Origin of the sequence: Streptomyces sp. NPDC088157 (assembly GCF_044741545.1) — a bacterium.
Lineage (GTDB): Bacteria > Actinomycetota > Actinomycetes > Streptomycetales > Streptomycetaceae > Streptomyces.
This window is the reverse complement of record NZ_JBIUSU010000011.1, coordinates 109,487-135,013: the sequence shown is the minus strand read 5'-3', so window position 1 is coordinate 135,013 and position 25,527 is coordinate 109,487. Positions and strand designations below refer to the sequence as shown.

Genomic DNA, 25,527 nt, shown 5'->3' with positions numbered 1-25,527 from the left:
CGCGTTCTCCCAGGCGGGGCGGGACGGTGGTCATCGGCGACGGCCCTTGCGGGTGGCGCGGGTGGTGAGCTGCTCGTAGGCCGGGGCGTCGCCGGAGCGGACGCGGTCCCACGCGCGCGTGAACAGTTCGGGTACCGGCACCAGCGGTACCACGCGCGAGTAGGCGCGGACCGGGTAGAGGCCCTCCTTCCAGATCTCCACCGGCAGGGCGGGGGACCTCAGGTCCAGCCAGCCGCACGGCAGGAAGAGGGTGCGGCCGGCGCGCGGACGCCTGGCCTCGACGACCAGGTCGCTCGCCGCGAGTTCGGCGCGTGCCTTCTTCGTCCTGGCGGGCTTCCAGCCGGTCCAGCGGGCGCAGTTGCGGTCCGTGGGGTCCGGCAGGGCCAGCAACTGGAGATAGAGCGCCGCCGCGTCCTCGCCCAGGCCGTGCCGTTCGGCGACCTCGGCGACCAGGTCGGGCACGCTGAAGGTCGGGTCCTGGGCGTGTCCGGCGGGCTCCCCGGGGTCGCCCCCGGCCGCGAGCGCGCGGGCCAGTTCGTCGCCGAGTACGGTCCGCAGGGCCCACATGCCCTCGCTCCGGCCCAGCCCGACCAGCCCCTCGACCAGCCCGAACACCGGGTCGTCGGGCGAACCGAGCGCTCCCGGCCGCACCAGGACGGTCTCCTGGTCGCCGTACCACGGGCGCAGCACCAGTGCCTCGCCCACGCGCGTCAGACCGTGGGCGTCGGCGCCCCCGGTGGCGGGCAGCCCGTACGCCTTGCGCAGTTCGACGGCGGTCGCGGACCCCTTCTCGGTCCAGGCGACGTCCAGATCCAGCAACAGGCCGGGATCGACGAGGCGGCGGCGCAGCGCGGCGAGGCTCTCCGGCAGGAGGGACCGCAGCGGGTGTCCGTACGGCAGGGCGTAGGCGAGCCCGGCCAGGGCGGCCACGGCACCCGTCAGGTGGTGGCGGCCGGGCAGCGCCGACGGGTCCTCCGCGACCAGGTTGCCGTCCTTGTCCGGCCGCTGGACCGTGGTGCGGCTGATCCAGGGGGTCAGTCCCGGGTTGAGGACCTGCTCGGCGGAGCCGGTGGGCAGGCCGCCCAGGGAGAGTTCCCCGGCGAGATCCTCGGGCAGCCGGACGACCTCGCCGAGCCGCTTGCCCCACAGCCGGCCCGCGGCCTCCGTGTCCGGCCCGGCCGTCCACAGGTCGCCGGGGTTCCCGGGCAGCAGCGCGCCGACGAGGGCCGCCCGGTCGCCGCCCCCGACCGAGGACAGCAGGGCGTCGCCCAGTTCCTTCTGCCGCGGCTTCAGGCCGGTCGCGGCGATCACTTCGTCGGTGAGCTGCTTCGGCTTTCCGGCGAGCAGCAGAGCCGCCTGCACCGGGCCCAGCCCGCCGTGGGTCGCGGCGGCGAGAGCGGCGGTCGCCTCCGGCTGCCAGGGCGCCGGGCCCTTGTCCCGGACGAGCCCGGTGACGGCGCTCAGCGCGTCGGCGGGGAACAGCGCCGGGTGCGCGGTCTCCCGCTCCAGGGTGAAGTGGGCGATCGCGCCGAAGACGCCGGCCGGATCGTGGTCCAGGGCGAGCCAGTGCACCCGCCCCGCCTGCCGGTCCACGTTCTGGCAGCCGAGGACGACGACGACACGGCCGTCCCGGCGCAGCACCTGACCGACGCGTTCCTGCTTCTCGTGCGGCTCGCTCAGCACCACCTCGCGCAGGGCGCCCCCGGTCGTGGCCAGCGGCCCGTCCGTGATCGCCTCGAACAGCAGCAGCAGCGCCTCGCGGTGCGCCTCGGTCACCGTGGCGGAGGCGGCGCGGTACGCGAGCGGACGCAGCACGTCCAGCATGGGCGTCCACACCAGGCCGATGCCCGGCAAGGTGAACTCGTCGCTCCTCCATCGGTCGCGGGCCCCGGTGGAGCGGGCGCCCTCGGCCAGCGACTTGCCGTCGGCCGGCTTCCCGGACAGCACGTGGTTCACGGCGCGGATCTGCCGCAGCGTGCTCCAGCTGACCTCGCTGCCCCACCACCCGTGCACCTCGGTGAGGCCGGTGGTGGCCTCGCGCAGCGTCGCGTCGTCGCCGTACTCGGGCTTGAGGTCGGCGAACATGCCGTCGACGCGCCGCCGCTCCGCCTTCGGCCGCTCGACCGGAGGCGCCACGAACGCGGCGGTCGACTCGCCGAGCCGCAGTACCGCGCGGACCAGCGCGGCGACACCCGCGACGAGGTTTCCGTCGCCGAGCGCGGGCAGGGCGCGGGACACGATCTCCCGGACGACCTCGTCGGCGGGCGGCACGACGGCAGAGCTCTCCGAGGTGCCGTCGACCACGGTGGCGGCCGCCAGCTTCGCCTGCCGTCGGGCCAGCGCCTCGGCCGCGGTCCGCAGCACCTCGGCCGCCTGCTCGTCGGTCAGCGCGCGCAGCTGCGCGGACGCGCGCTCGTCGCGGGGGCGAAGGGCGTGCCAGAAGTCGACCGGCGGGACGAACCGGGTGCCGGCGGCGAACTCGCCGCCGCGCTCCATCGGCGTCACCCGGCCCAGCTCCCCGGCGGCGGACGTGTCGTCGCCCGCGTACAGGGCGATCTGCCGGTGGAGACCGACGGCGACGGGCTCGGCGCCGCCCGGCAGCCGCAGCGCGCCGAGCAGGACGCCGGGCGCCCGTCCGTCGGCCCACGGCAGGGTGACGGTCCGGCCGTCCGGGGTACCGGCGACCGTACGAGCCTCGGCGCCCTCGCCCTCGGTGCGCACCCAGCGGCCCAGGACGGTGCCGTCAGTGCCGAACGGGCTGTGTTCCAGACCGGGTTGGAGGGGAAGTACCTCGCAGTGCCGGGGCAGCAGGGTGGCGTCCTCGCGGATGCCGGACGCCAGGAACGCGGGCAGGGAGGCCCGCCCGTGGGTGCCGGTGGCCGGGTCGTACTCCAGCCAGACCTGCTGTCGGCCCTGCCTGCCCTGGCGCCAGTACGAGGTGCCGTCGCCGAGGATGCGGCGGCTCGGCGGCACGACGGCGTCACCGGCGTGCAGCGTGCGTCCACCGGTGGCGCGACCGCCCGCGGGCAGCGGGATCGAGGGCTCACCCGCGTCGTTGCCGCCGTACCACTGCGGGATCTGCTCGCCGCCGAGGGGCAGCACATCGGCCGGACGGGCCGACCAGTAGCCGAACTGCTTGCCGTTCTGCCGCCACATGACGAGGAGTTCGCCGTCCGTGTAGCGGTAGCGCGGGCGCTGCCAGCGGTCCAGTTCGACGGGGAGCCGCAGGTCGTGCTCCAGCAGGATGTCCTCGGGGCCGACGACCAGCACCTTGTGCGCGCGGGCCAGGATCAGAGCGGGCCAGGCCTCGCTGACGCTCAGCGTGTCGTCGCGGTCGCGCCTGGTCTCGGCGTCGAGGCGGCGCAGCGCCTCGTCCAGCGCGGGCCAGCCCAGCTCGTCCAGGACGCCCGCGCGCAGCGTGTGCCCGAGCAGCGGCGCGACCGGGTGCGCGGCGACCTGGGCGACGGCCGCCGGGCTCACCCGCGCGGCCACCGTGCGGAAGGGGCGCATCCGTTCCAGCGCCGCCCGCGCGGCGGGCAGGCCGACCGCCGAGGCCAGTTCCCCGGCCGCGTCGTCCAGCCACTCGCGCAGCACGTCCCTGAGTACGGGGTGGGCGGCCAGGCCCTCCAGCACCTCGGGCGCGGGGCGGTAGCCGCTGACCGTGCCGATGTCGGCGTACAGCAGCCGTCGCAGCCGTGGGTCGGCCGCGGTCGCGGTCAGGTCGCGTCGGCCGGGAAGGGGCTCGCGCAGCCAGCGGTCCAGGGAGAGATACACGACCTGGTCCGGGCCGGGCAGCGTCAGCGGCACGCCCAGCGCCGCGCACAGGTCCAGCAGGTCGAGGTCGGCGCCGGCGTGCCAGCGGCCCGAGCACAGGTCGACGGGGCGGCCCCGGTCACGCAGCCGGGGCGCCATCCGCTCCACGAGAGAGAGCGTGGCCGGGGAACGACCGCTGACATTGCCGCCGTGCTTGCGGTGCAGGGCCCACCGCCCGAGCCAGTCCGCCGGGTCCGCGTCGGTCGCGGTCTCACCGGTGAGGAGCAGATCCGCCCCGCACTCCACGAGCAGCGCCAGCCAGAACTCGTCGTCCTCGACGGACCCGCCCAGGCCGGCCGGCATGATCTCCAACAGCCGCTCCCGCACCTGCGGTTGCCGCTCGGCGAGGACCGCGAGCGTCGTCCGGTAGGCGTTCCAGAACGACGCGGGGGCCCGGACCGCGGCGGGCGAGGAGAGCAGGTCGGCGACGAGGCCGCACTCCTCGGTGAGCCGGTCGAGGCCGGCGGCCCTGATCAGCCCGCGGGCATCCTGCGGCAGGGATGCGTACGGCGGCATCCCGGCGGCGCAGCGCTCCACCGTCAACTGCCGGAACTGGGCCCAGGCCTCGGCCGCGTCGAGCCGCGCCGCGAGGGCCTTGACGTGCTCCTTGAGCGCCTTGACCGTGAGCGCCCCGGCGAAGGCGAACTCCAGGAACACCGCCCGCTGCCGCTCCTCGTCCACCTTCAGCGCGTGCACCCGCTCGGCCTCGCGGGCCTTGCCGAAGAAGGCGGAGGCGTACGTCGTGTTCTCGTGCTGGAGAAAGACGCGGGCGGCCTGCTCGTAGAAGGTGGGCAGGAAGTGCGGCACGGCCAGGCCGAGCCGGGTGCCGAGCTCCTCGAAGCCGTCCTTGGCGGTGCCGGGGCGGGACTTCGCCTGCCGGGCGAGCCGCTCGACGTCCTTGACCAGGGCCAGCGCGTGGTGGCCGTTGGCCGGGTCGTTGACCAGCGCCCAGGCGGGGAAGCCGAGCGTCTCCCGGCGCACCTGACCGACTACCGGGGTCTCCGGGTCCCGGGTCAGGCCGAGGAAGTCCAGTGCCAGGTCCTCGGCCTCGCCCAGGGTGCCCGGAACCAGCCGCACGATCCGCCGGTCGTCCAGCGCGGGGTGGGAGTACCCGCGCACGGTGAGGGTGTCGGCGTCCTCGCGGCTCGTGCTGCCCGGGGGCAGGACCGCGCCCGCGTCGAGCAGCGCGGCGGCGGTGGTCTCGTCGTAGGTCGTCATGCCGCCCGCTCCTCGTCCTCGATGTCGCGCCCGGCGTAGAGCGCCGCCGCCATCCGCATGCCCTCGGACCAGGCCACCGGCCCGATCCGGCCGAGTTTCAGCACCCGGCCGGCGGAGTCGGTGAACACCAGGGGGCCGGTCTCCGCCTCCTGGTAGCCCTCGTAGTCGCCGACCCACACCCGGGCCTCGACGGTGCGGTTGTCCTCGAGAACGGAAACGACGGCGTGGCCGCCGCGCACGCGGTAGCCGAGCTGGGTGACCCGGCCGTGCAGGAACCGCTGTTCCTTGAACGCGCCGCCCGCGTACTCCTCGACCGAGGCGCCCTCCGCGTCGAGCGTCGCGGGACGCCGCCACACCTCGCGGAAGAGCTGCTGGGCGCGCTGCTCGACGCCGAGTTCGACGGCGAACTCCCGCAGCTCCTCCAGGTCGTCGAGGAGCACGGGGTGCGGAAGGCGGACGAGGTCGGGTGTGATGCGGACCGTGTCGCCGTCGAGGTCGACCAGGCCGAGGCCGCGCCCGGGGTCGGCGTCCCGCAGGAACCCGGCCACCTCGCCGTCGGCTCCGGTGACGACCAGGTCGCGCAGGGCGGCCTGCCAGGCGGGGTCGGGCCACACCTGCGCGACGACCGTGAACGGCACCGGCAGCGAGCGCACCATCCACCGCTCCACGTCGGCCAGACACTGGCGTTCGTGCCGTTCCAGCCATTCCGTGAGCTGACGCAGGCCCACCACGGCCGGCTCGTCCGCGATCTTGGGCGGCACGGACTTCAGCCGCCGCCCGGCCGCGTTGCGGCACACCACCTTGCCGTCATCGAGGGCGACTTCGTAGTCGCCGGCCGACACCCACCCCATGTGTGCCTCCCGCACCCGCAGTGATCAAGTGACGGGAACTGTAGATCAGGCCACTGACAACGGGATCCGGAAGACGGCGGGGTGACGGCGCCCCGGGGGCCGACAGGACGAGAGCCCAGGTCATGGCCCTGTGCCGGGCTCGCCGAGGGCATCACGCACCCTCGGCCGGCCGGTCGGGTCAGCCCTCGACCCAGCCGTGGTTCTTCGCGAACTGAGCCAGCCCGGCCCGCACCTGGACGATCTGTTCACCGGTGAGGGAGGGCGCCGCCGTCAGCAGCGCCTCGGTGACGTCCCGGGTGAACTCCTCCGTGCTGAGCACATCGCACAGCACGTCGTCGTCGGCGGCCAGGGGCTTGCCGTCCGCACCCCGCGCGAGCCGTACGCCGGACGCCTTCGGACCGCGCTCGCCGTCCTCGATCTCGAACTCCACCACGATGCCCCGGCGCACCTGCGACTCGGGCATCAACATGTCGTTGACGTGCAGGAAGACGTCCTCCCCGCCGTCGTCGGGCGCGATGAAACCGTAACCACGCTGACTGTCGAAGCGCACCACGCGACCAGCGACCATCCCAACCCCCAGCAACCTCGAAACACCACGTCGGTGAACCTGCCCAGATCGTAGTCAAACCGACGGGTTCCGGGCGACTCAGGGGATGCACAGAGCGCGGTACGGCGTGCTGAGCAGCTCGATCACGGCCCGCGTCGCGGGGGGGCGGGTCGTCGCGCCACCACGCCGGACGGACGGCGACGGGCTCGGCGTCGCGCGCACCGGCCGGTGGGCGACACCGGGGCGGGTACTGGGCGGCGGTCGACTCGGCGGTCATCCCGGATCCGCGCGGCCGGTGGCGATGACCGTCAGCCAGTCGTCGACGTCGTGGGTCTCCTCCGTGGCGGGGCGCGCGTCGGGCGGCCACAGCTCGGGGTGGTGGGGCCGGCTCGGCGGTCGATCAGCAGGGTCCGCCCGCCGTCGGCCGGCCGCACCGAGCGGCGACGGGCCAGGGGGTTGCCGCGCCGATGACCGCGCGGATGACCTGGGTCAGGACTCGGCTCGCTCCGCGTTGCGCTTCTTGATGCGGACGGTCTCCTTGCGGACCTCGGCCTGGGTGGCGCGCTCCTTCTCCAGCCACTCGGGCCCGGCGGCCTTGAGGGCCTCGATCTGCTCGGTGGTGAGCGCCTCGGTCACCCCGCCGCGGGCCAGGCCCGCGATGGAGACGCCCAGCTTGGCCGCGACCACCGGTCGGGGATGCGGGCCGTTCTCGCGCAGCTCGAGCAGCCACTCGGGCGGGTTCGCCTGGAGTTCGGTCAGCTCGCCGCGCGAGACGACGCCCTCCTGGAACTCGGCGGGCGTGGCGGGGAGGTGCACACCCAGCTTCTTCGCCGCGGTGGCGGGCTTCATCGTCTGGGTGTTCTGCTGCGACTTCATACGGTCCAGGGTATCGGCCGCGGCGAAGACCTCCGACCACAGCCGGTAACCTGGCGGGATGACCGACTCGGCGGACTCCCCCTCGTTCCGGCTCGCGTACGTCCCCGGAGTGACGCCCGCCAAGTGGGTGCGGATCTGGCACGAGCGCCTGCCCCACACGTCGCTCACCCTCCTCCAGGTGACCCTCGCGGGAGCGTCCGAGGCCTTGCGCGAGGGTGCCGCCGACGCGGCCTTCGTGCGCCTCCCGGTGGACCGGACGGTGTTCAGCGCGATCCCCCTCTACACGGAGACGACCGTCGTCGTGGTGCCCAGGGACCACGTGCTCACGGCGGCCGACGAGGTCACCCTGGAGGACCTCGCGGACGAGGTGGTCCTGCACCCCCTCGACGACGTCCTCGGCTGGGAGCAGCCGCCCGGCGAGCCCGCATTCGAGCGGCCGGCCACCACCGAGGACGCGATCGAGCTGGTCGCGGCGAACATCGGCGTCCTGGTGGTGCCGCAGTCCCTGGCCCGTCTCCACCACCGCAAGGACCTCACCTACCGCACGGTCGTCGACGCCCCCCGATCGGACGTCGCCCTCTCCTGGCCCGAGGAGGCGACCACCGAGCTGGTCGAGGACTTCATCGGCATCGTCCGGGGCCGCACGGTCAACAGCACGCGGGGCCGCGCCCAGCAGGCTCCGGCGGAGGAGCGCAAGGGCGAGCGCGAGCGGCGCAAGCCGCAGTCGGGAGGCGCCCCGCGCAAGAGCGCGGCCGGGGGCTCCGGTGCCCGCGGCCGCAGCGGGGGCGCGAAGGGCGGCGCCGCGAAGGGCGGCGGCGGGCGGCGCGGTACCGGCGGCGGCAAGCCCCGCCGCCGGTCGTAGCGCGCTTTTGCACCGTCAGGGCTTGTACGTCGCCGCGCTCGCGGTGCTCACCGCCTTCGCTCCGTCGGCCGCGCCGAGCAGCCCGGCGGCCACCCACGCGTCCACCACCGTGCGCACCCGCGCCACCAGCGCGGGCTTCCCGCTGAACGGGGCGCCCGCCCACACCTCGTCGAGCAGGGTGGTGCCGTCCGTCTTCGCCGGGTTGGCCACGCCCGAGTCGGTGTTGCCGAAGACGATCCGGGGCTCGGCCCGCCGTACATAGGCGTGCGTCGGATCCTCCGTGCCCTCGAAGAAGGGGGCGAACTCGGTGCCGTCGAGCGTGAAGTGCAGCGGTTTCCCGCTCACCGGCACGAGGGTGGGCGAGAGGTCGCCGGAGAGGGCCGCGTCGCGGTAGAGGCCGAACTCCAGGTACGTGGTCGCGGAGTTGCGGGCGACGAGGTTGACCGGGCCGTGGAACAGGGTCTGCAGGGCAGGGTCGTCCGGCGCCTTCTCCACCCGCAGCCGGAACGGCATCGCCACCCGGACGACGTCCCCGTCGCGCCAGGTCCGCGACAGCGTGAAGTAACTGCCGGGCGTCGGCGTCCCGTCGGCCCTGCGCCCGTTGACCGTCACCCGGAAACCCGCCGTCGCCCAGGAGGGCACGCGAAGCCGCAGAGCGAAGGCCGTCCTGGGCCCCCGGACGGTGAGCGTGCTGCCCTGCTCACGCGGGAAGTCGGTGCTCTGCGTGACGGTGACTCCCTTCTCGGCCCAGGTGAGCGTGGACGGGCTGTAGAGGTTGACGTACAGCGCGCCCCCGTCGGCGGCGCGGAAGTACACCGAATCCTGGTACTTGGTGGCGCTCTCCATGCCGGTGCCCTCGCAGCACGTCGTGCCCTGCTTCGGGGTGTAGTCGCGGACATGGCCCGGGCTGAGCCCGATGAAGTACGTGACCAGGGGCTTCTCCGCGTCCGGGGTGTCCTGCCTGGAGCCGAGGACCTGGTTGTACAGGGCCCGCTCGTAGTAGTCCATGTACGCGGGGTCCTGCTCGTGGAAGAAGAGCGTCCGGCTCAGCTTCAGCATGTTGTACGCGCAGCACGTCTCGGCGGTGGTCGCGCCGATCGTCCCCGCGATGACGTCCCGCGCCTTCCAGAACTCGGCCGTGCTGGTGCCGCCGATGCCGTACATGCGGTGCGGTACGACCATGCGCCAGAAGTTTTTCGCGGCCGTGAGGTAGCGCGTCTCCCCGGTGGCGTCGTACAGCCGCACCAGCCCGGTGAAGATCGGGATGTGCTGGTTCGCGTGCAGTCCGTCGAGCGTGTCGGTGTCGGCCGCGCAGGCGTCGATCAGCTTGTCGAGGTCGAACAGCCGGGCCAGCGCGAGGTGTTCGGCCTTGCCGGACAGCGCGTGCAGATCGCAGATCGCCTCGACGATGCCGCCGAACTCCCCGCTGGAGAAGATGCCCCACATGCGTTGGAGCGTCGCCGCGGGCAGCTTCGACAGCCGGGAGTACATCCAGTCGCACATCCCGGACGCCAGGTCGAGGGCGCGGTCGTCGTCGGTGGCGAGGTACGCGTCCAGCAGACCCCTGAGGATCTTGTGGGCGGTGTAGTAGGGCGCCCACACCTTCGTGTAGTCGCTGCCGGTCATCGACTCCAGCAGGATGAACTGGGTCTCCGGGTAGGCCGCGAGGAACCCGGGATGGCTGGGCCCGCCCCAGGTGCGGCGCAGGGTCGCGGTCAGGCCGCGCCCGGAGGCGTCCGCGAACGTGCCTCCCGAGGTCTCGTCGAAGGCGTACGAGGCGAGGTCGCCGGTCGCCCGCCCGCTCTGCAGCCCGGCGACCTCGTCGGCGGTCAGCGCACGCGACCAGACGTCGAAGCCGCCGAAGGCGCCCGCGAAGACGGGGTCGGACGCGTAGTGGGACCGGCCGAGCCAGTGCCCGGTGAGGGTGCCGAGGGCGGCCGGGGTGAGCGGCATGGCGGTGTTGCGGGCCACGGCCGTGCCGTTGACGTACAGGGTCCCGGTGCCGCCGGTGAGCGTCACCGCGAGGTGGCTCCACTGGTTCAGGGGCAGCGCGGCCGTGCCGTCGAGTCCCTGTTCGCCGCCCGCCCCGCCGGTGGTGATGGCGAACCGGGGCACCCCGCCCGCGTTGCGGGCGGCCAGGTAGAGATAACGGGTCGTGTCGTCGCCGAAGTCGAAAATCCGGGTCCAGCCGGCGTCGTGGGTGGGTTTCACCCAGGCGGCCAGGGTGACCTGCGTGGCGCCGCCGAGGACGCCGGAGGGCAGGTCGACGTACCGGTAGGAGCCGCGGACGTTCTCCACGGCCGTACCGAACCTCCCGTCGGTGCTCAGGACGACGGGGTGCCGCCGCAGGGCCTCACGCGCTTCCGTCAGCGCGCCGATCGCCGTGCGGATCCGGTCGGCGAACACCTGCTCGCCGGTGCTCGCGTACGCCTGGGAGAGCATGGTCAGGAAGTGGCCGGTGTAATGGCCGCGCAGGTTGCCGTTGGCCTCCCCGTCCAGGCCCTCCCAGCCGCCGGGGGCGACCGCGCCGAGTGTGGAGAGGCCCGCGTTGGCGCGGAAGACCTGGAGCAGCCGGTTCACGTCGTAGCCGCGGGCGTGGTCGAGCATCAGCTGCCGCTTGGCGGCGAAGACACCGGCGCCGAGCGTGACGTCCTCGAGGCCGAAGGGCCGGAGGGACCAGGCGGCCGAGGGCGGGAGCGCGGCGGCCGAGGCCTTGCCGACGGCCGTGGCGGCGACGGCGGGAACGGCTGCCGCGAGTATCGCGCTCTGGAAAAGGGTCCGTCGGCTGAGGGGCGGTGCCATGGGTGCTGCTCCTCGGGTCCACAGATGATCACACCGCCGTTCGATATCACGAACGGTGTGCGGATGGTCGACCAGACGTTATTGGGGTGATGAGGGAGCGTCAACGGTCCTGACGGGACGGAAAGTTGCGGAGACCGCGCTACGTGCCGACGGCCCGCCCGATCGACTCCACCAGCGGCAGCAGCCGGTGCGGCACGCGCTCGCGCAGCGCGACCTCGGTGCGCGTGCGGACCACGCCCGGGAGGCTGATCAGCTTCTGGATCACGTCCTCCAGGTGCGCGTTGTCGCGCGCCACGACCCGGGTGACGAGGTCGCCGCCGCCGGTGATGGAGAACGCCTCCACGATCTCCGGTACGGCGGCCAGCGCGTCGCCCACGTCGTCGAGGTGGCCCTGGGTGACCTCGATGTGCACGAACGCGAGCACCGGGTGACCCAGCGCGGCGGGCGAGAGCGACGGTGCCGTGCCGGTGATCACGCCGTCCCGCTCCAGCCGGTCGAGACGGGCCTGAAGGGTGCCCCGCGCGACGCCGAGGAGCCGGGCGTACTCCCGCACGCTCGTCCGCGGCTGCTCGAGCAGCAGGCGCAGGATGCGGGTGTCCAGCTCGTCCACGGCCATCCGGCGGTCCTCCTCGCGCGTTCGTGATCGGCGCCGACTGTACCAATGGCCCAGCCTGACGGACGGGGCCCGGGCCACAGGTGCCGAGGGCGTCACCGACACGGGTGTGCCGTTGGCAGGCTGATGGCGTGACGGCGCCCCCTCTTGTTGATCCATTGGCCCAGTGAATCCGAGTCCTGTTGAACCAGAAGCCCTCCAGATGCTCAAATGACGGAGTCGATGGCGCTGCGGACCTCCGCGGCGCCTTTTTCATGCGCTCACCCGCGAGGGTGGGGCGTCAGGGTGGGGAAAGGGCGGGGCGACTTGCTGAAGAGGGCGTTCGTGGCACCGGATCCCGGCCGGGTGCGACTGCGGTTCGCCTCCCGGGCCGTGCTCGGCATCGGACTCGCCGTCACGCTGTGCGGCCTGGCCGGGCACTCGCTGGTGGCCGCGATCACCGGTGGCCTGGCCGCGCTGCTCGCGCTGTTCACGGTCACCGACGCCACGGTGCGCGGACAGGCCGTGACGACCGCTCTGCTCCCGGTCGTCGGGCTGCCGGTGCTCTCCCTCGCGGCCGTTCTGCACGACGTTCCGGTCGTCCGTGACGCGGCCTTCCTCGCCGTCGTGGGCGCGGGGGTGTACGCACGGCGCTGGGGGCCGCGCGGGCACTCGCTCGGGGTCTTCGCGTTCATGACCTTCTTCGCCGCCCAGTTCCTGCACACCGTTCCCGGCCAGCTGCCCGAGCTGGGGGCGGCCGTCCTGCTGTCGATCGCCGCGTCGTCCGCGGTGCGGTTCGGGGTGTGGCCCTACGAACGACGGCTGCCGACGCCGGCTGCCGTCGCCCCGCCGGCCGGCGGGACCGGGCTGGCGCGGATCACGACGCGGCAGGCGACGCAGGCGACCGTGGGCGCCGGGATCGCCCTCGTCGCCGGACAGGCGCTGTCGGACCAGCGGTGGTACTGGGCCGTGGGCGCCACCTGGTGGGTGTTCGTGAACACCACCTCGCGGGGCGAGACCCTCGTGCGGGGGTTCCGGCGGTTCCTCGGGACCGTCCTCGGGATCGTGCTGGGCCTGGTCGTGGCCGTGCCCCTGCACGGGGAGCCGGTGGCGACCGCCCTGGTCGTCGCGGCGGCCGTCTTCGGGATCTTCTACTCGGCCGCCGTGTCGTACACCTGGATGATGCTCGCCGTCACCGTCATGGCGAGCGCGCTGTACGGGCTGCTCGGGCTGCTCGATCCGGCGCTGCTCGCCCTGCGGGTGACCGAGACGGCCGTGGGGGCGCTGGGGGCTGCGCTGGCGGTCCTGCTGGTGCTCCCGGTGACCACGCACTCCGTGACCGACGCCTGGGTGGAGCGGGCGCTGCGCTGCGTGCACCTGTGCACCGCCGAGGCGGCCGCCCGGCTCGCGGGTTCCGCGACGGCGGACCCGGCCCGGCGGGTGGTCGAACTGGAGCAGATCCTCGCCCGGGTGCGGCTGTCCCTGGCGCCGCTGGTGCATCCGCTCAGCCCCCTGCGGGCGCGCAGGGGCCGCGCCCGGCACGTGCTGGCGCTGCTCGACGACTGCGCCCGTGAGGCGCGCGGGCTGGCCTCGGTCGCCGCCGACCCCGAGGCCTCGCACGACGCCCGGCTCGTCGCCGCCTGCCGGCGGGTGGAGGCCGCCGTCGAGGCGCTCACCACCCCTGCGACGGTTTCCGGCCGGCGTCACCCGCCGGAAACCGTCGCAGGGCCCCTCGGCGCGGCCACCGAGCCGGTGCTGGCCCATCTGCACGCCCTGGAGCGGGCCCTTCTCGAACTGGCCGTGCCCCTGCGCGGCTCCGGCCGCGTCCCGATCGGCGCCTGAGCGGGCCGGGGTCCGACGCGACGGTCCGCTCTCCGGGCGTCCTCCGCCCGGACGAGCGAGCGTGCCTGGTCTAGACCGCTGGTGATCGACTGCTACCGTCACCCCGAGCAGCAGCGTCAGCAGCGGCAGCGGCGACCCGGGAGGGGACAGCGGTGGCAGACCTCGGCGTAAGGCGACGGCGGGCGTTCATCGGCTCGTTCACGGCGGCTGGAGGGCCCGGGATCGTGGCCGCCGCCGTGGATCCGGCCAGTGGCGCGCTCACCGCCCTGAACAGCGTGAACGGCGTCCCTGACCCCTCCTACCTGGCCCTTTCGGCCACCGGGGACACTTTGTACGCGGTCAGTGAGACGGCGGACGGCGCGGTGGCCGCCTACCGGGTGACGGGCGACGCGCCGGAACAGATCGGGCAGCCCGTGCCCGTCGGCGGCAGCGGCCCCACGCACCTCAGCGTGTTCGACGGACACGTCCTCACCGCCAACTACGGCTCCGGCAGCGTCACCGCCGTCCCGGTCCGCCCGGACGGCACCCTCGCCCGCGTCGCCTCCGGCATCCTCCGGCACACCGGCTCGGGCCCGCACACGCGGCGTCAGCAGGGCCCGCACGCCCACCAGGTACAGCCCGACCCGAGCGGACGCTGGGCGGTCAGCGTGGACCTCGGTACGGATTCCGTACGCGTGTGCGCCCTGCGCGACGGCAGCCCCGTCCTGCACCGCGAGCACGCGCTGCGCCCCGGCTCCGGGCCGCGCCACCTGGCGTTCCACCCGGACGGCCGGTACGCCTACGTGGTGAACGAACTCACGCCGACCCTCACCGTCTGCCGCTGGGACGCGTCGGACGGCTCGCTGAAGCCGCTGGCCGAGGCCGCCGTGCTGCCCGGCGCCCCGGCCGGGGACGCCTACCCCTCGGGCGTCGCCGTCTCGCCCGACGGCCGGTTCGTCTGGACGGCCACCCGCGGCGAGGACGTGCTCTCCGTGTTCGCGGTGGAGGGCGCGGGTGAGGCACTGAGGCTGGTCGGGACCGTGCCCTGCGCCGGACACTGGCCGCGGGCCGTCGCCGAGTCCGGGGGCTTCCTGTACGTCGCCAACGAACGCTCCGGCGACGTCACCTGGTTCGCCCTCGACCCGAAGACCGGCCTGCCCCGACGAGCCGGCTCGATCCCGGTCCCCGCCGCCTCCTGCGTGATCCTCGGCTGACCCCTCCCAGCATCCGCATCCTCCGCCGCTCCCGTTCCGGGCTCGCGCCGCTCCCGTTCCGGGCTCGCGCCGCTCCCGTTCCGGGCTCGCGCCGCTCCCGTTCCGGGCTCGCGCCGCTCCCGTACCTGTACCGGCTCCGCCCTTCGCCCACCCTGGTCGGGCGTGTGGCGCCCCGGGTGGCCGTCGTGGCCGTATCTGCGTCGGTGCCGCGCCGGCCCGGCGTCTCTGCCGGCTCCGTGCCGGTCCTTGCCCGGTCCTGTGGCGCGCCGGGCGTGGAGCGTATCCGTGTCGGTGCCGCGCCGCGTCGGCCCGGCGTCTGTGTCGGCTCCGTGCTGGTCCCACCCTGCCCGGGCGCGGGCGGGTGCCCCGGTCCCGGGCCGACGCGAAGGGCCCGCTCCGACTCGGAGCGGGCCCTTCGTTCGTGCTGCGTCCGGACAGTCGGCTAGCGGACCGGCGCGCCCTGCGGCTGCGGCGGGGCGATGCCGAGGGCGGTCGTGTACTTGGCCAGCGCGAGCTTGCCGATGGCCGGGTACGGGCCGAGCGCCTCTGCGGCGGCGCAACCGGCTTCCCTGGCCGCCTCCTCGATCAGCGTGGCGTCGATCTCCGGGCCGATCAGGTACGGCGCCAGCGCCAGCTGCTGGGAGCCGGAGGAGCGCAGCTGCTCGGCGACGGAGGCGATGGAACCCTCCTGGTCGAGAGCCGCGGCCATCACCGGCACGGCGAGGCGCGCGGCGAGCAGCATGCCGGTGATCCCGGCGGCCTGCACGGCCTCCTCGCCGCCCACGGAGGCGAGGATGATGCCGTCCGCGGCCGTCGCCACGGTGAACAGCCGGGCGCGGTCGGCGCGGGCCAGACCGGCCTCGGACAGCCGCACGTGCAGGGCCTCGGCGAGCAGGGGGTGCGGGCCGAGCACGTCGGTCAGCTCGGCCGCGATCCGGCTCTCCATGACGGCCTGGCGGACCTGGCGCAGCAGCGCGCTGTCGGGCCCGGCCAGCAGGGGCACGACGACGGCGACCGGACCGTCGGGCTCCTTGACGTCCAGACCGGCCGCACGGGCCTGCTCGAAGCGGGCGGTGCGCTCGTCGGCGGCGTGCACGAGGATGGACTGCACGGTCGGGAAACCGGTGTCGTCCCCGTCGAGGTAACCGATGCGGGCGTCGAGACCCGGCAGCTCGGAACGGGCGATGCTCACGATCTCCTCGGCGAGACCGCGGGTCGCGGCGCTCGGCGGGCCCGGCACCGCGAGGACGAGCGCGGGCGCGCCCTCGGGAGCCGCCAGCGGCTCGGGTCGGCGGTGCCGCCCGGGCTGGCGAGGTCGCGGCATTCGTACTGGCAGGCCGGACGCGGGCCCAGTGGGGGAGCTCATGGCGACGCATGTTACTGGCTTCCTGGGCTCCCCTGTTCGGGGAGGGTGCACGTGAGCGGTATCCGTCCGGTTTTGTCTGATGAGTTACGTACGGATCAGAAGTGATCAGCGTGTTTTCCGGGCGACTTGCCCCCGGAGGGTGGAATCCCCCTTTTGGGGTATGACGTACGTTCCCTGCGCACGACGCATCAGGCGGGGCCCTTCACCGACAGCAGTCTCTCCTCGCTCGGCAGTGTGAGCGTGCCCGTCGCCAGTTCGGTGGCGATGCGCAGGGCGCCGTCCAGCGGATCACCCTCGGCGGGCACCCGCAGGGCATGCGGCAGCAGTCCGGTCAGTTCCTCTGCCAGCGGAACGAGGAGGGGGTCGCCCATCCCGAACAGACCCCCGGTGAGGGCGAGCCGGGGTTCTCCGTCGGCCGGGCAGACGGCCGCGGCCGACTCGGCCATGTGCCGGGCCGCCGTACGCAGGATGCCGGCGGCGACCACGTCGTCCGGGCCGCAGTCGGCCACCTGCGGCGCGAAGGAGGCGAGCACGGCCGGGCGATCCGAGCGTGGGTAGAGCCGGCCGGGCAGCTCTGGCATCGGGCCGAACCGCTCCTCGGCCCGGACCAGCAGCGCGGCGGACCCGCCGGGACGCCCGTCGTACGCGCGCAGGGCCGCCTCCAGACCGGCCCGTCCGATCCAGGCGCCGCTTCCGCAGTCGCCCAGCAGATGGCCCCAGCCGTCCGCCCGCTGCCATGCCGTCAGGTCCGTGCCGATGGCGATCAGGCCCGTGCCCGCCGCCACCACGACCCCCGGCCGCGGTCCGAGCGCGCCGACATAGGCGGTGACGGCGTCGGCGGCGAGCGCGGTCGTACGGACGCCGAACTCCCGCGTCAGAGCGCCCGGCAGCTCGGCGCGCAGCGCGTCGCCCAAGGTGCTGAGGCCGGCCGCGCCGACGACCGCCGTGGCCGGCCGGGAGATACCGGTCTCGGCCGACAACGTCCTTACCAAGGGGACCAGTTGTTCCATCAGGTGGTCCGGGTCGATGCCCCGCGCGCCGATGCGCACGGGCACCGGCGAAGAGCGCCGGGCCAGGGCACCCAGCTCGGCGGTCCCCAAGGCGACCCGCAGACCGGAACCGCCCGAATCCACGGCGAGGACGGCGTCGCCGTGGTTGTGGCGGCCGCTGTCGCCGGAGCCGGTCACGGTGCCGGAGCCGATCGCAGTGCCGGTCCCGACCCCGGCCCCCGCGCCGGAGCCCCAGCCCCGCGGCCGTCGCCCGGACTGGCGCCGGCGGTCACGGCAGGCGCCAGTCCACCGGCTGCCCTCCCTGCCGCACCAGCAGGTCGTTCGCCCTGCTGAACGGTCGCGAGCCGAAGAAGCCGCGGTCCGCCGACATGGGCGAGGGGTGCGCGGACTCCACCGAGGGCAGGTCCCCCAGCAGCGGACGCAGGTTGCGGGCGTCGCGGCCCCACAGGATGGAGACCAGGGGCTTGCCGCGCGCCGCCAGCGCCCGTATCGCCTGCTCGGTGACCTCCTCCCACCCCTTGCCGCGGTGCGCGGCCGGCTTGCGCGGGGCGGTGGTGAGCGCCCTGTTGAGCAGCAGCACCCCCTGTCGCGTCCACGGCGTCAGGTCACCGTCGGACGGCTGGGGCAGGCCCAGGTCGGTGGTCAACTCCCGGTATATGTTGATCAGGCTGCCGGGCAGCGGCCGGACCTCCGCGGCGACCGAGAACGACAGGCCCACCGCGTGCCCGGGCGTCGGATACGGATCCTGTCCGACGATCAGGACGCGTACGTCGTCGAAGGGTTGTTGGAAGGCACGCAGGACGTTCTGTCCGGCAGGTAGGTAGGTACGTCCCGCGGCGATCTCCGCGCGCAGGAAGTCGCCCATCTCGGCGATCCTCCCGGCGACAGGTTCGAGGGCCTTCGCCCAGCCCGGTTCGACGATTTCATGCAAGGGTCGTGGTGCCACGGCGTCACCCTACTGCCGTACACACGGCGGTGATCAACCGATGGCCAAGGCCGGGCGGCCGCCCCTCGCGTCCAGCTCGGCTCATCCCACCACCGCGGCCCGTACGCACAGGACGTCCGGCAGGTGCGAGGCCAACTGCCGCCAGCTGTCGCCGTCGTCGGCCGAGGCGAACACCTCGCCGTTGCGGTTGCCGAAGTACACGCCCGCCGGGTCCCCGTCGTCCGTGCACAGCGCGTCCCGCAGCACGGTGCCGTAGTGGTCCTCCTGCGGCAGGCCGGACGTGAGCGGCTCCCAGCTCTCGCCCGCGTCCGAGGTACGGAAGACCCGGCAGCGGTGGTCGGCGGGCACCCGGTCCGCGTCGGCGTTGATCGGGAACACGTACGCCGTGTCCCCGCGGGTCGGGTGCGCGGCGACGGCGAAGCCGAAGGTGGAGGGCAGGCCCGCGCCGATGTCCGTCCACCGCCCGCCTCTGTCGTCGCTGCGGTAGACCCCCCAGTGGTTCTGGAGGTAGAGGCGGTCCGGGTTCGCCGCGTCCCTCGCGACCTTGTGCACGCACTGGCCGAACTCCGGATTCGGGTCGGGCAGGAACACCGCGGAGACACCGGAGTTGGCGGGCGCCCAGCTCGCGCCGCCGTCGGTCGTCCGGAACACCCCGGCGGTGGACACGGCCACGGTCACCGACCGCGGGTCGCGCGTGTCGGTGAGGACGGTGTGCAGGCCCTCCCCGCCGCCGCCCGGCACCCACTTCGAGCGGGTGGGGTGCTCCCACAGAGGGCGGACCAGCTCGAAGCTCTCGCCGCGGTCCTCCGACCGGTACAGCGCGGCCGGTTCCGTGCCCGCGTACACCACGTCCGGCTCGGCGGCCGCCGGGTGCAGCTGCCAGACCCGCTCCAGCGAGGCCTCCGTGTCCTGCGGGAACTTGACGGCCGGTGCGGCCGGTTCGGTCCACGTTCGGCCGAGGTCGTCGGAGTGGAACACCGAGGGGCCCCAGTGCGCGCTGTCGCCGCCGGCCAGTAGCCGCGGACGGTCACCGCGGGTGTCGATGGCGACCGAGTAGATCGCCTGTGCGTTGAAGTAGGGGGATTCGTCGAACTCCCATGTTCCACCGCGCCGACGCCCGATGAACAGGCCTTTGCGCGTGCCCACGGCGAGCAGTACCTCGGTCATGCCGATCACCTCCGCTGTGTCTTTGACGTCCTTGTCCCAGACACCGGCCAGTTTGCACCCCACCACTGACAGTCACCTCTGGAAACGCCGTCGCCGCAGGTCACAGCGGCGACGGCGGGGTGGGAGCGCATGACGTCGGCCACTTTCGGCGGGACGCCTGCGCGGGCGCCGGGCCCGTGGGACCGTCGGGACGAGGGACGGCGACGGATTCGGCATGAGCATCGGGCCCGCCCGCACCGTATGGGAGGGCGGCGTGGTGTTCATGTGCTCATGAGGAGGAAGCCTTCGATGGCGTTCCGTGGTCCGAAGGTGTGGCTGTGGCGCTGGCGGCGCAACCCGCTCAAGCGTCGCGCCGACGCGGTGGAGGCCTGGGTCGTGCTCGGCGTGTGGGCGCTGACCGTCCTCGCCGGGGTGCTGGCGGGGTGGGCGACCGCCGGATCCGTCGAATACGGTCTGGCGCGGGAACGCGTCGAGTGGCGGCCCCTCATGGGGCGGCTGACCGAGCGGGCCCCGGGCAAGGCCGTCAGCGGTTCCTCCAGCGCCGACCAGGTGTGGGCGAAGGTCGGCTGGACCGGGCCGGACGGGTCCGCGCACAACGGCCAGGTCCGGGTCGGACCCGGCAGCGCCGCGGGAACCCCGGTCACGGTGTGGACGGACCGGCAGGGCCGGCTGGTGACGAAGCCCGCCACCGCCGCCCAGGCCAGGCTGCGCGCCTCCCTCGTCGGCGGCCTGGCAGGAGTCGGCGCGGCCGCCCTGCCTCTCGCGGGCGGCCGCTTCCTGCGCGGCCGCCTGGAACGCCGCCGCGTGGAACAGTGGGACACCGACTGGGCCCGCTTCGACGCCCTGTGGGGCCGCCCGACGGGCTGATCCGAACGGCGCCCCCGCCCGGACGGCGCGGAAGCCCGGCGAACGGGGCACGGCGTCGACCGCCGACCTCCACGCCGACGGCGTGTTCCAGGGGGTCGGCACGACGCCACCGACGACGCGACGGAATCCGGCGACGGGCCCGCGGACGTGCGAGCTCAGTTCGTGAGGGGCAGGCTCCGGTCCAGGATCCCGTCGATATCGGCGCCGTCCGGGAGGGTGCCGAAGGCGTACCCCCAGTCGCCGCCCAACCGGGTCGCGCAGAAGGCGTCGGCGACGGCGGGCGGGGCGTGCCGCACCAGGAGCGAGGCCTGGAGGGTGAGGGCCATCTGCTCCACCAGACGGCGGGCGCCGGACGGTGTCGCCCCGCCCAGCCGGGTGCGCAGCCGTGAGACGGCGGCGTCGAGGCGGGCGTCCGCCCCCTGCGCCAGGGCGAGTTCGCGGAACAGGGCGTCCGCCGTCGTCGGCTCGCGGGTCAACGCCCGCAGCACGTCGAGGGCGTTGACGTTGCCCGAGCCCTCCCAGATGGACAGCAGGGGCGCTTCGCGGTAGTGCCGGGGCATTCCGGAGTCCTCCACGTAGCCGTTGCCGCCCAGGCACTCCAGGGCCTCCGCCGTGAAGGCCGGACCGCGTTTGGTCACCCAGTACTTGCCGATGGCGGTGGCGATCCGGCGGAAGGCCTGCTCGGGCCCCTGGTCGTCGCCTCCACGCACCGCCCGGTCGGCCGCCCCGGCCAGCCGCAGCGTGAGCGTCGTGGCGGCCTCCGACTCCAGCGCCAGGTCCGCCAGCACGTTGCGCATCAGCGGCTGGTCCAGCAGCCGCGCCCCGAACGCGGCACGGTGTCGCACATGGTGCCCCGCCTCGACGAGCGTCTTGCGCATCAGCGTGGCCGACATCATCACGCAGTCCAGCCGCGTGCAGTTGACCATCTCGATGATGGTCTTCACGCCCTGCCCCTCGGGTCCGACCAGCCAGGCCACGGTTCCGTCGAACTCGGGCTCGGAGGACGCGTTGGAGCGGTTGCCGAGCTTGTCCTTGAGCCGCTGGACGCGGAACGTGTTGCGGGTGCCGTCGGGCAGCACACGCGGCACGAGGAAGCAGGACAGCCCGCCGGGCGCCTGTGCCAGGACCAGGAAGACATCGCACATCGGCGCCGACGTGAACCACTTGTGCCCGCGCAGGGTGTACACCCCGGGCTCCGCCGTGGGCAGGGCCGCCGTCGTGTTCGTCCGGACGTCGGAGCCGCCCTGCTTCTCGGTCATCCCCATGCCCGCGAGCAGTCCGCGCTTCTGCGTCGGCACCCGCAGCCCCGGGTCGTACTCGCGGCCGGTCAGCAGCGGCTCGTAGACGGCGGCGAGCTCCGGCTGACGGCGCAGGGCGGGGACGGCCGCGTAGGTCATCGACGTGGGACAGCCGTGCCCGGCCTCCGTGTGCCCCCAGGCGAGACCGCCCGCCGTGCGCGCCACGTGGGCGCCCGGCCGGTCGTCCGCCCAGGGCGCGCCGGCCAGCCCCTCCGCGACCGCGACCCGCATCAGCTCGTGCCAGCTGGGGTGGAAGTCGACCTCGTCGACGCGGTGGCCGTACCGGTCGTGGGTGCGCAGCGTCGGCTCGTGCCGGTTGGCCAGCTCGCCCCACTCCTGCGCCTCGACGCCGCCCGCCAGCAGACCGATCCGGCGGACGTCCGGCTCCGCCCACCCGGCGCCCTCCCGCCGCAGCCCTTCGAGCAGGGCCGCGTCGTCGGAGGCGTCGTACGGGGCCAGGGGAGGCGGCTGATTGACGACGTCGTGCGTGACGGCCGCCGGGACGGACGCAGGGGGCTGCGCCTGGGGATCGGCCTGCGGCTGCGCCGGGGACTGCGACTGGCTGAGTATCTGGACCATGCCGACCATGTTGCACTTTCTCTACGGCTGTAGCAATAGTGCAATACGGTGGGCGCACGTAGAGTACGACCCCATGCGGATGAACGTGCCGGCGCGGCCCGGCGAGGTCGAGCTGCCCCCGCTGTCCGCGCGGTCGGTGGTCCTGAGCCTGCTGCTGGGCACGCACCCGCCCGAGCTGGCGGCGAAGGACCTGGTGCGCGGAGTGGAGCCGTTCGGCGTCGGCGGATCGACGGTCAGGGCCGCGCTCAGCCGGATGGTGACAGCGGGCGATCTGCGGCGGACGGACGGCGTGTACCGGCTCAGCGACCGGTTGCTGGAGCGCCAGCGCCGCCAGGACGACGCCGTGCGTCCGGACACGCGCGCGTGGAACGGTGACTGGGAGATGGCCGTGATCACCGCCACCGGTCGGGGCCCCGCCGAACGCGCCGAACTGCGCGGCCGGTTGACCGCCCTCAGACTGGCCGAGCTCCGCGAGGGCGTCTGGCTGCGGCCCGCCGACCTCGGCCGGCCCTGGCCCGCGGATCTCGGGAACGTCCTCCAGCACTTCACCGCCCGCCCCGACGCGCCCGCGCGTGACCTGGCCGCCGGGCTGTGGCCGCTCGACGCCTGGGCGCGGACGGCCCGGGTCCTGCTGGCCCACGTCGAACGGAGCCACCGGCCCGCCGACCGCTTCACTGCGCTCGCGGCGGTCGTACGGCATCTGCTCGCCGACCCGGTGCTGCCGGCCGAACTCCTCCCCGCCGACTGGCCGGGACCGGCCCTGCGCACCGCCTACCTGCACCATCGGCAGCGGCTGACCGCGACGGTGTCGGTGGCGGACGCATAGGTACGGCGGCCGTGCGAAGCGCCGTGCGGGGGACGCTTCGTACGGCCGCCTTCCTACCGTGGGGGGACCGGAGGCGGGACTACTTGTAGGTGATGTCGGACGACGCGTACTTGCAGTAGGTTCCGTCCGCGCCGGTGCCGTTGGTGGTCGGCTCCTTGCCCGTGTTGTTGCCGATGTACTTCTGGCACGGAATGATCTTCTTGCTGCTGTCCCCGACGATGGTGATCTTCTTCAGGGTCGCGCTGTCGCCGTAGTTGGTGTTGATGCCGACGAGCCGACTGCCCTTGTACGTCGCCTCGATGGTGTTGAGGTTGATCGTGCGCTTGTACTGACCGCTCTTGCAGTTGCCGCAACTGCGCACGAAGGTGCCGAAGTTCTGTACGGCGAAGTTCGAGACGTTCAGTGTCCCGGCGCCGTTGAACTGGAACACCTTGTCGCTGGCCTCCTTCGCCCCACCGCCGGAGACGGTGTAGACGTTGGACGACGAGGAGCCCAGGAAGGTCGCCGCGTCCTCGCCGACGTCCTCCCACCAGACGTTCTGCAGCGTGCAACTGCCCAGGCAGTGGATGCCGTCGGCGGCCGGCGACCCGATGATGACGTTCTTCACGACCGCGCCGGGCGCGAGCTCGAGGATCGGGTCCTGGTCCTCGTTCTGGCCGCCGGTGCCGAGGTCACCGTCGCCATAGAGGCGCTTCATCCCGTAGTCCTTGGTGCCGGAGACCGAGATGGTGGCGGTGACCGCCTGGCTGCCGTTGGCGCCGGGCCAGGTCGCGGCGCTCGCGGGGGTGAGGGCTCCACTGGTCATGATCATGCCAACCGTGAGCCCGATGGCGGCCAGCCCGCCGGTGAGCGCGCGCCCGTGGGTGCGCCGAGGTGTCGCAGAACTTGCTGGTGAAGCCATGTCCCGATGCCTTCTTCCAGGTGGGGGATGGGGAGAGCGCTCCGGACGGCCCGGAGCGTTCCAGGTGAGTGGTCGGAGTGGGTCGGGATGGTCAGGGCGGTCGGGCCGTTCAGGGCCTTCCGGCGCCGATCCCGACCGGATGGGTGTCCGCGGGGCCGGTCCGCCGAGGGAGGGCGAGGACCGCCGCCGTCGCCGGAGAGGCGGCCGCCGCGACGAGGGAGGGTCTTTGCACTTGTGTACGTGGGGGTCCGACACGCATGCGGGGGCATCCCTTCGAGGGAAAGGAGAGGATCAAGTATGTGAATGTCAAGCGCCATGTTGGACGACGCGTGCGGACGGTGCGGCCCTTTATGGGGGTGGCGTGAGCGGCTCGGTCACACTGCTGAACGGAACGTAGGGGGCAAGCGCTTTCTAGTCAACGCTTTGCGCAGAACACATTCGGCCAGCCGGCCTGGTCCCGGTCAACGGGTAAGGGCTTGCGGGGAGTTGGCGTGGGAGCGCTTCCATGGCGGGCATGCGCATGCCACCATGCGAGGCGGACGCTTCCCTTCGCCACTGCCGAAGAGGGGCGGGCCGACGCACCGACGCCACCTGCCGAGCCGCCGTTTTCGCTCGCGCACCTCACGTACGACGTCCCCCGAGCCGCTACCAGAAAGGGACAAGCACGTGTCGAACTCGCCTGGGAGAGCCCTGCGTTCGCTGTTGGGTGCATTGCTGCTCCTGCTCACCGCCGCTCTCCTCACCGCCCCCGCCGCCTCCGCGCGCACGCGTGCCGCCGCGCCGGTCCCCGCGGCCACCCTCACCGAGGTCACCGGCTTCGGCGCCAACCCCAGCGACCTCCAGATGTACGTGTACGCGCCGGCCACCGTCACGGCCCACCCGCCGGTGCTCGTCGCCGTGCACTGGTGCGGGGGCTCCGGGCCCGCGATGTACTCCGGCACCGAGTACGCGCAACTCGCCGACCGGTACGGCTTCGTGGTGGTCTACCCGTCCGTCACCCGGAGCAGCAAGTGCTTCGACGTCTCCTCGTCCCAGGCGCTCAGGCGGGGCGGCGGCAGCGACCCGGTCGGCGTCAAGTCGATGATCGACTGGGTGACCGCCGCCTACGCGGCCGACACCGGTCGCGTCTTCGCCACCGGTATCTCCTCCGGGGCGATGATGACCAACGTCCTGCTCGGCGACTACCCCGACGTGTTCGCCGCCGGATCCGCCTTCTCCGGGGTCCCCTTCGGCTGCTTCGCCACCACCGACGGCTCCGAGTGGAACAGCGCCTGTTCCGGCGGCACCGTGATCCACACCGCACGGGAGTGGGGCGACCTCGTCCGCGGGGCCTACCCCGGCTACACCGGAGCCCGGCCGCGCATGCAGGTGTGGCACGGCACCGAGGACGACGTGCTGCGCTACCCCAACTTCGGCGAGGAGATCAAGCAGTGGACCGATGTGCGGGGAGTGAGTCAGACGCCCGCGGTCACCGACTCGCCCGTCTCGGGCTGGACCCGCACCCGGTACGGCGGCACGGGTGACCAGGCTCCCGTGGAGGCCGTCAGTCTCCAGGGCGTGGGCCACAACCTGTATGCCTGGGGCATGGCCGCGCGTGTGATCACCTTCTTCGGCCTGGACGCCTCCGGCCCCACCCCGCAACCCCAGCCCGGCAGTTGCCGGGTGACCGCGACGACGAACGCCTGGAACACCGGTCTGACCGCCTCCGTGACCCTCACCAACACCGGCACCACCACGGTCGACGGCTGGCAGCTCGGCTTCACCCTGCCCTCCGGCCAGACCATCACCAACGGCTGGGGCGCCACCTACGCGCCGGCCTCCGGAGCGGTGACGGCGACCAACGCGTCGTACAACGGCAGACTCGCCCCCAACGCGAGCGTCACCATCGGCTACCAGGCGAACCACACGGGCAACAGTGCGGCGCCGGGCGGCTTCACGCTCAACGGAGCTGCGTGCGGCGCGAGTTGAGGG

General features: G+C 73.6%; 18 protein-coding genes and 1 pseudogene. 6 read left to right on the top strand and 13 right to left on the bottom strand.

The genetic code is table 11. The features are described from left to right. Positions 1-30 precede the first annotated feature (30 nt). The 5 genes and pseudogenes from ACIPFH_RS36585 to ACIPFH_RS36565 form a co-directional block, all read right to left on the bottom strand. Positions 31-5,031 carry a hypothetical protein gene (locus ACIPFH_RS36585; protein WP_401833588.1) on the bottom strand — a complete coding sequence of 1,667 codons (5,001 nt, stop codon included), beginning with the start codon at positions 5,029-5,031 and terminating at the stop codon, positions 31-33. After that, a complete protein-coding gene (locus ACIPFH_RS36580; RefSeq protein WP_401833585.1) occupies positions 5,028-5,882 on the bottom strand; it encodes a DUF4132 domain-containing protein in 855 nt (284 codons plus the stop codon). Before ACIPFH_RS36580 ends, ACIPFH_RS36585 begins: the two co-directional genes overlap by 4 nt. 178 nt (positions 5,883-6,060) lie before the next feature. Then, on the bottom strand, positions 6,061-6,450 hold the full coding sequence (locus ACIPFH_RS36575; RefSeq protein WP_328483468.1) for a cold shock domain-containing protein: 390 nt from the start codon (positions 6,448-6,450) through the stop codon (positions 6,061-6,063). Positions 6,451-6,528: 78 nt separating this feature from the next. Continuing rightward, positions 6,529-6,887, bottom strand: a pseudogene (locus tag ACIPFH_RS36570) (LysR family transcriptional regulator); the annotation flags it as partial. Positions 6,888-6,918: 31 nt separating this feature from the next. Next, positions 6,919-7,305 carry a DUF5997 family protein gene (locus tag ACIPFH_RS36565; protein ID WP_401833582.1) on the bottom strand — a complete coding sequence of 129 codons (387 nt, stop codon included), beginning with the start codon at positions 7,303-7,305 and terminating at the stop codon, positions 6,919-6,921. Positions 7,306-7,363: 58 nt separating this feature from the next. On the opposite strand from ACIPFH_RS36565, the gene ACIPFH_RS36560 reads away from it, so the two are divergent. Beyond that, positions 7,364-8,167: a LysR family substrate-binding domain-containing protein gene (locus ACIPFH_RS36560; protein ID WP_401833580.1), complete on the top strand. Its 804-nt coding sequence runs from the start codon at positions 7,364-7,366 to the stop codon at positions 8,165-8,167. A gap of 15 nt (positions 8,168-8,182) precedes the next feature. Here ACIPFH_RS36560 and ACIPFH_RS36555 read toward each other — a convergent pair whose 3' ends face one another. Both ACIPFH_RS36555 and ACIPFH_RS36550 read right to left on the bottom strand, forming a co-directional pair. Continuing rightward, a complete protein-coding gene (locus ACIPFH_RS36555; RefSeq protein WP_401833578.1) occupies positions 8,183-10,969 on the bottom strand; it encodes a beta-L-arabinofuranosidase domain-containing protein in 2,787 nt (928 codons plus the stop codon). A 139-nt stretch (positions 10,970-11,108) separates the two neighbouring features. Next, positions 11,109-11,585, bottom strand: coding sequence for an Lrp/AsnC family transcriptional regulator (locus ACIPFH_RS36550; RefSeq protein WP_356249416.1), 477 nt, complete (start codon positions 11,583-11,585; stop codon positions 11,109-11,111). Positions 11,586-11,888: 303 nt separating this feature from the next. Between ACIPFH_RS36550 and ACIPFH_RS36545 the strand changes: the two genes are divergently transcribed. Continuing rightward, positions 11,889-13,403, top strand: a complete 1,515-nt coding sequence (locus ACIPFH_RS36545; protein ID WP_401833576.1) for an FUSC family protein — start codon at positions 11,889-11,891, stop codon at positions 13,401-13,403. A 152-nt stretch (positions 13,404-13,555) separates the two neighbouring features. Next, positions 13,556-14,596: a lactonase family protein gene (locus tag ACIPFH_RS36540; protein ID WP_401833574.1), complete on the top strand. Its 1,041-nt coding sequence runs from the start codon at positions 13,556-13,558 to the stop codon at positions 14,594-14,596. Between the two features lie 442 nt (positions 14,597-15,038). Here the strand turns inward: ACIPFH_RS36540 and ACIPFH_RS36535 are convergent, their stop codons facing one another. The 4 genes from ACIPFH_RS36535 to ACIPFH_RS36520 all read right to left on the bottom strand — a co-directional run bounded on the left by ACIPFH_RS36535 (position 15,039) and on the right by ACIPFH_RS36520 (position 19,151). Further along, the gene (locus ACIPFH_RS36535; protein ID WP_356249422.1) at positions 15,039-15,962 is read right to left on the bottom strand and encodes a hypothetical protein; all 924 of its coding nucleotides are present in this window, start codon (positions 15,960-15,962) and stop codon (positions 15,039-15,041) included. 188 nt (positions 15,963-16,150) lie between these two features. Continuing rightward, complete coding sequence (locus tag ACIPFH_RS36530; protein WP_401833572.1) at positions 16,151-17,149, bottom strand: N-acetylglucosamine kinase; 999 nt, start codon at positions 17,147-17,149, stop codon at positions 16,151-16,153. A gap of 91 nt (positions 17,150-17,240) precedes the next feature. Then, the gene (locus tag ACIPFH_RS36525; protein WP_356249426.1) at positions 17,241-17,918 is read right to left on the bottom strand and encodes a uracil-DNA glycosylase; all 678 of its coding nucleotides are present in this window, start codon (positions 17,916-17,918) and stop codon (positions 17,241-17,243) included. Positions 17,919-17,999: 81 nt separating this feature from the next. Continuing rightward, positions 18,000-19,151: an exo-alpha-sialidase gene (locus ACIPFH_RS36520; RefSeq protein ID WP_356249428.1), complete on the bottom strand. Its 1,152-nt coding sequence runs from the start codon at positions 19,149-19,151 to the stop codon at positions 18,000-18,002. Positions 19,152-19,373: 222 nt separating this feature from the next. On the opposite strand from ACIPFH_RS36520, the gene ACIPFH_RS36515 reads away from it, so the two are divergent. Then, positions 19,374-19,952, top strand: a complete 579-nt coding sequence (locus tag ACIPFH_RS36515; RefSeq protein WP_401833569.1) for a hypothetical protein — start codon at positions 19,374-19,376, stop codon at positions 19,950-19,952. Between the two features lie 155 nt (positions 19,953-20,107). On the opposite strand, the gene ACIPFH_RS36510 is transcribed toward ACIPFH_RS36515, so the two are convergent. Beyond that, positions 20,108-21,838 carry an acyl-CoA dehydrogenase family protein gene (locus ACIPFH_RS36510; protein ID WP_401833567.1) on the bottom strand — a complete coding sequence of 577 codons (1,731 nt, stop codon included), beginning with the start codon at positions 21,836-21,838 and terminating at the stop codon, positions 20,108-20,110. Between the two features lie 64 nt (positions 21,839-21,902). On the opposite strand from ACIPFH_RS36510, the gene ACIPFH_RS36505 reads away from it, so the two are divergent. After that, positions 21,903-22,655, top strand: a complete 753-nt coding sequence (locus ACIPFH_RS36505; protein WP_401833565.1) for a PaaX family transcriptional regulator C-terminal domain-containing protein — start codon at positions 21,903-21,905, stop codon at positions 22,653-22,655. Positions 22,656-22,734: 79 nt separating this feature from the next. Here ACIPFH_RS36505 and ACIPFH_RS36500 read toward each other — a convergent pair whose 3' ends face one another. After that, positions 22,735-23,556: a pectate lyase gene (locus ACIPFH_RS36500; protein WP_401833563.1), complete on the bottom strand. Its 822-nt coding sequence runs from the start codon at positions 23,554-23,556 to the stop codon at positions 22,735-22,737. A 666-nt stretch (positions 23,557-24,222) separates the two neighbouring features. On the opposite strand from ACIPFH_RS36500, the gene ACIPFH_RS36495 reads away from it, so the two are divergent. Beyond that, positions 24,223-25,524, top strand: coding sequence for a PHB depolymerase family esterase (locus ACIPFH_RS36495; RefSeq protein WP_401833561.1), 1,302 nt, complete (start codon positions 24,223-24,225; stop codon positions 25,522-25,524). Positions 25,525-25,527: the final 3 nt, after the last annotated feature.

Bases quoted from the DNA above. Each gene is read 5' to 3' on its own strand.
- ACIPFH_RS36585 (WP_401833588.1), bottom strand. From the start codon at position 5,031: ATGACGACCTACGACGAGACCACCGCCGCCGCGCTGCTCGACGCGGGC.
- ACIPFH_RS36580 (WP_401833585.1), bottom strand. From the start codon at position 5,882: ATGGGGTGGGTGTCGGCCGGCGACTACGAAGTCGCCCTCGATGACGGC.
- ACIPFH_RS36575 (WP_328483468.1), bottom strand. From the start codon at position 6,450: ATGGTCGCTGGTCGCGTGGTGCGCTTCGACAGTCAGCGTGGTTACGGT.
- ACIPFH_RS36565 (WP_401833582.1), bottom strand. From the start codon at position 7,305: ATGAAGTCGCAGCAGAACACCCAGACGATGAAGCCCGCCACCGCGGCG.
- ACIPFH_RS36560 (WP_401833580.1), top strand. From the start codon at position 7,364: ATGACCGACTCGGCGGACTCCCCCTCGTTCCGGCTCGCGTACGTCCCC.
- ACIPFH_RS36555 (WP_401833578.1), bottom strand. From the start codon at position 10,969: ATGGCACCGCCCCTCAGCCGACGGACCCTTTTCCAGAGCGCGATACTC.
- ACIPFH_RS36550 (WP_356249416.1), bottom strand. From the start codon at position 11,585: ATGGCCGTGGACGAGCTGGACACCCGCATCCTGCGCCTGCTGCTCGAG.
- ACIPFH_RS36535 (WP_356249422.1), bottom strand. From the start codon at position 15,962: ATGAGCTCCCCCACTGGGCCCGCGTCCGGCCTGCCAGTACGAATGCCG.
- ACIPFH_RS36515 (WP_401833569.1), top strand. From the start codon at position 19,374: ATGGCGTTCCGTGGTCCGAAGGTGTGGCTGTGGCGCTGGCGGCGCAAC.
- ACIPFH_RS36510 (WP_401833567.1), bottom strand. From the start codon at position 21,838: ATGGTCGGCATGGTCCAGATACTCAGCCAGTCGCAGTCCCCGGCGCAG.
- ACIPFH_RS36505 (WP_401833565.1), top strand. From the start codon at position 21,903: ATGCGGATGAACGTGCCGGCGCGGCCCGGCGAGGTCGAGCTGCCCCCG.
- ACIPFH_RS36500 (WP_401833563.1), bottom strand. From the start codon at position 23,556: ATGGCTTCACCAGCAAGTTCTGCGACACCTCGGCGCACCCACGGGCGC.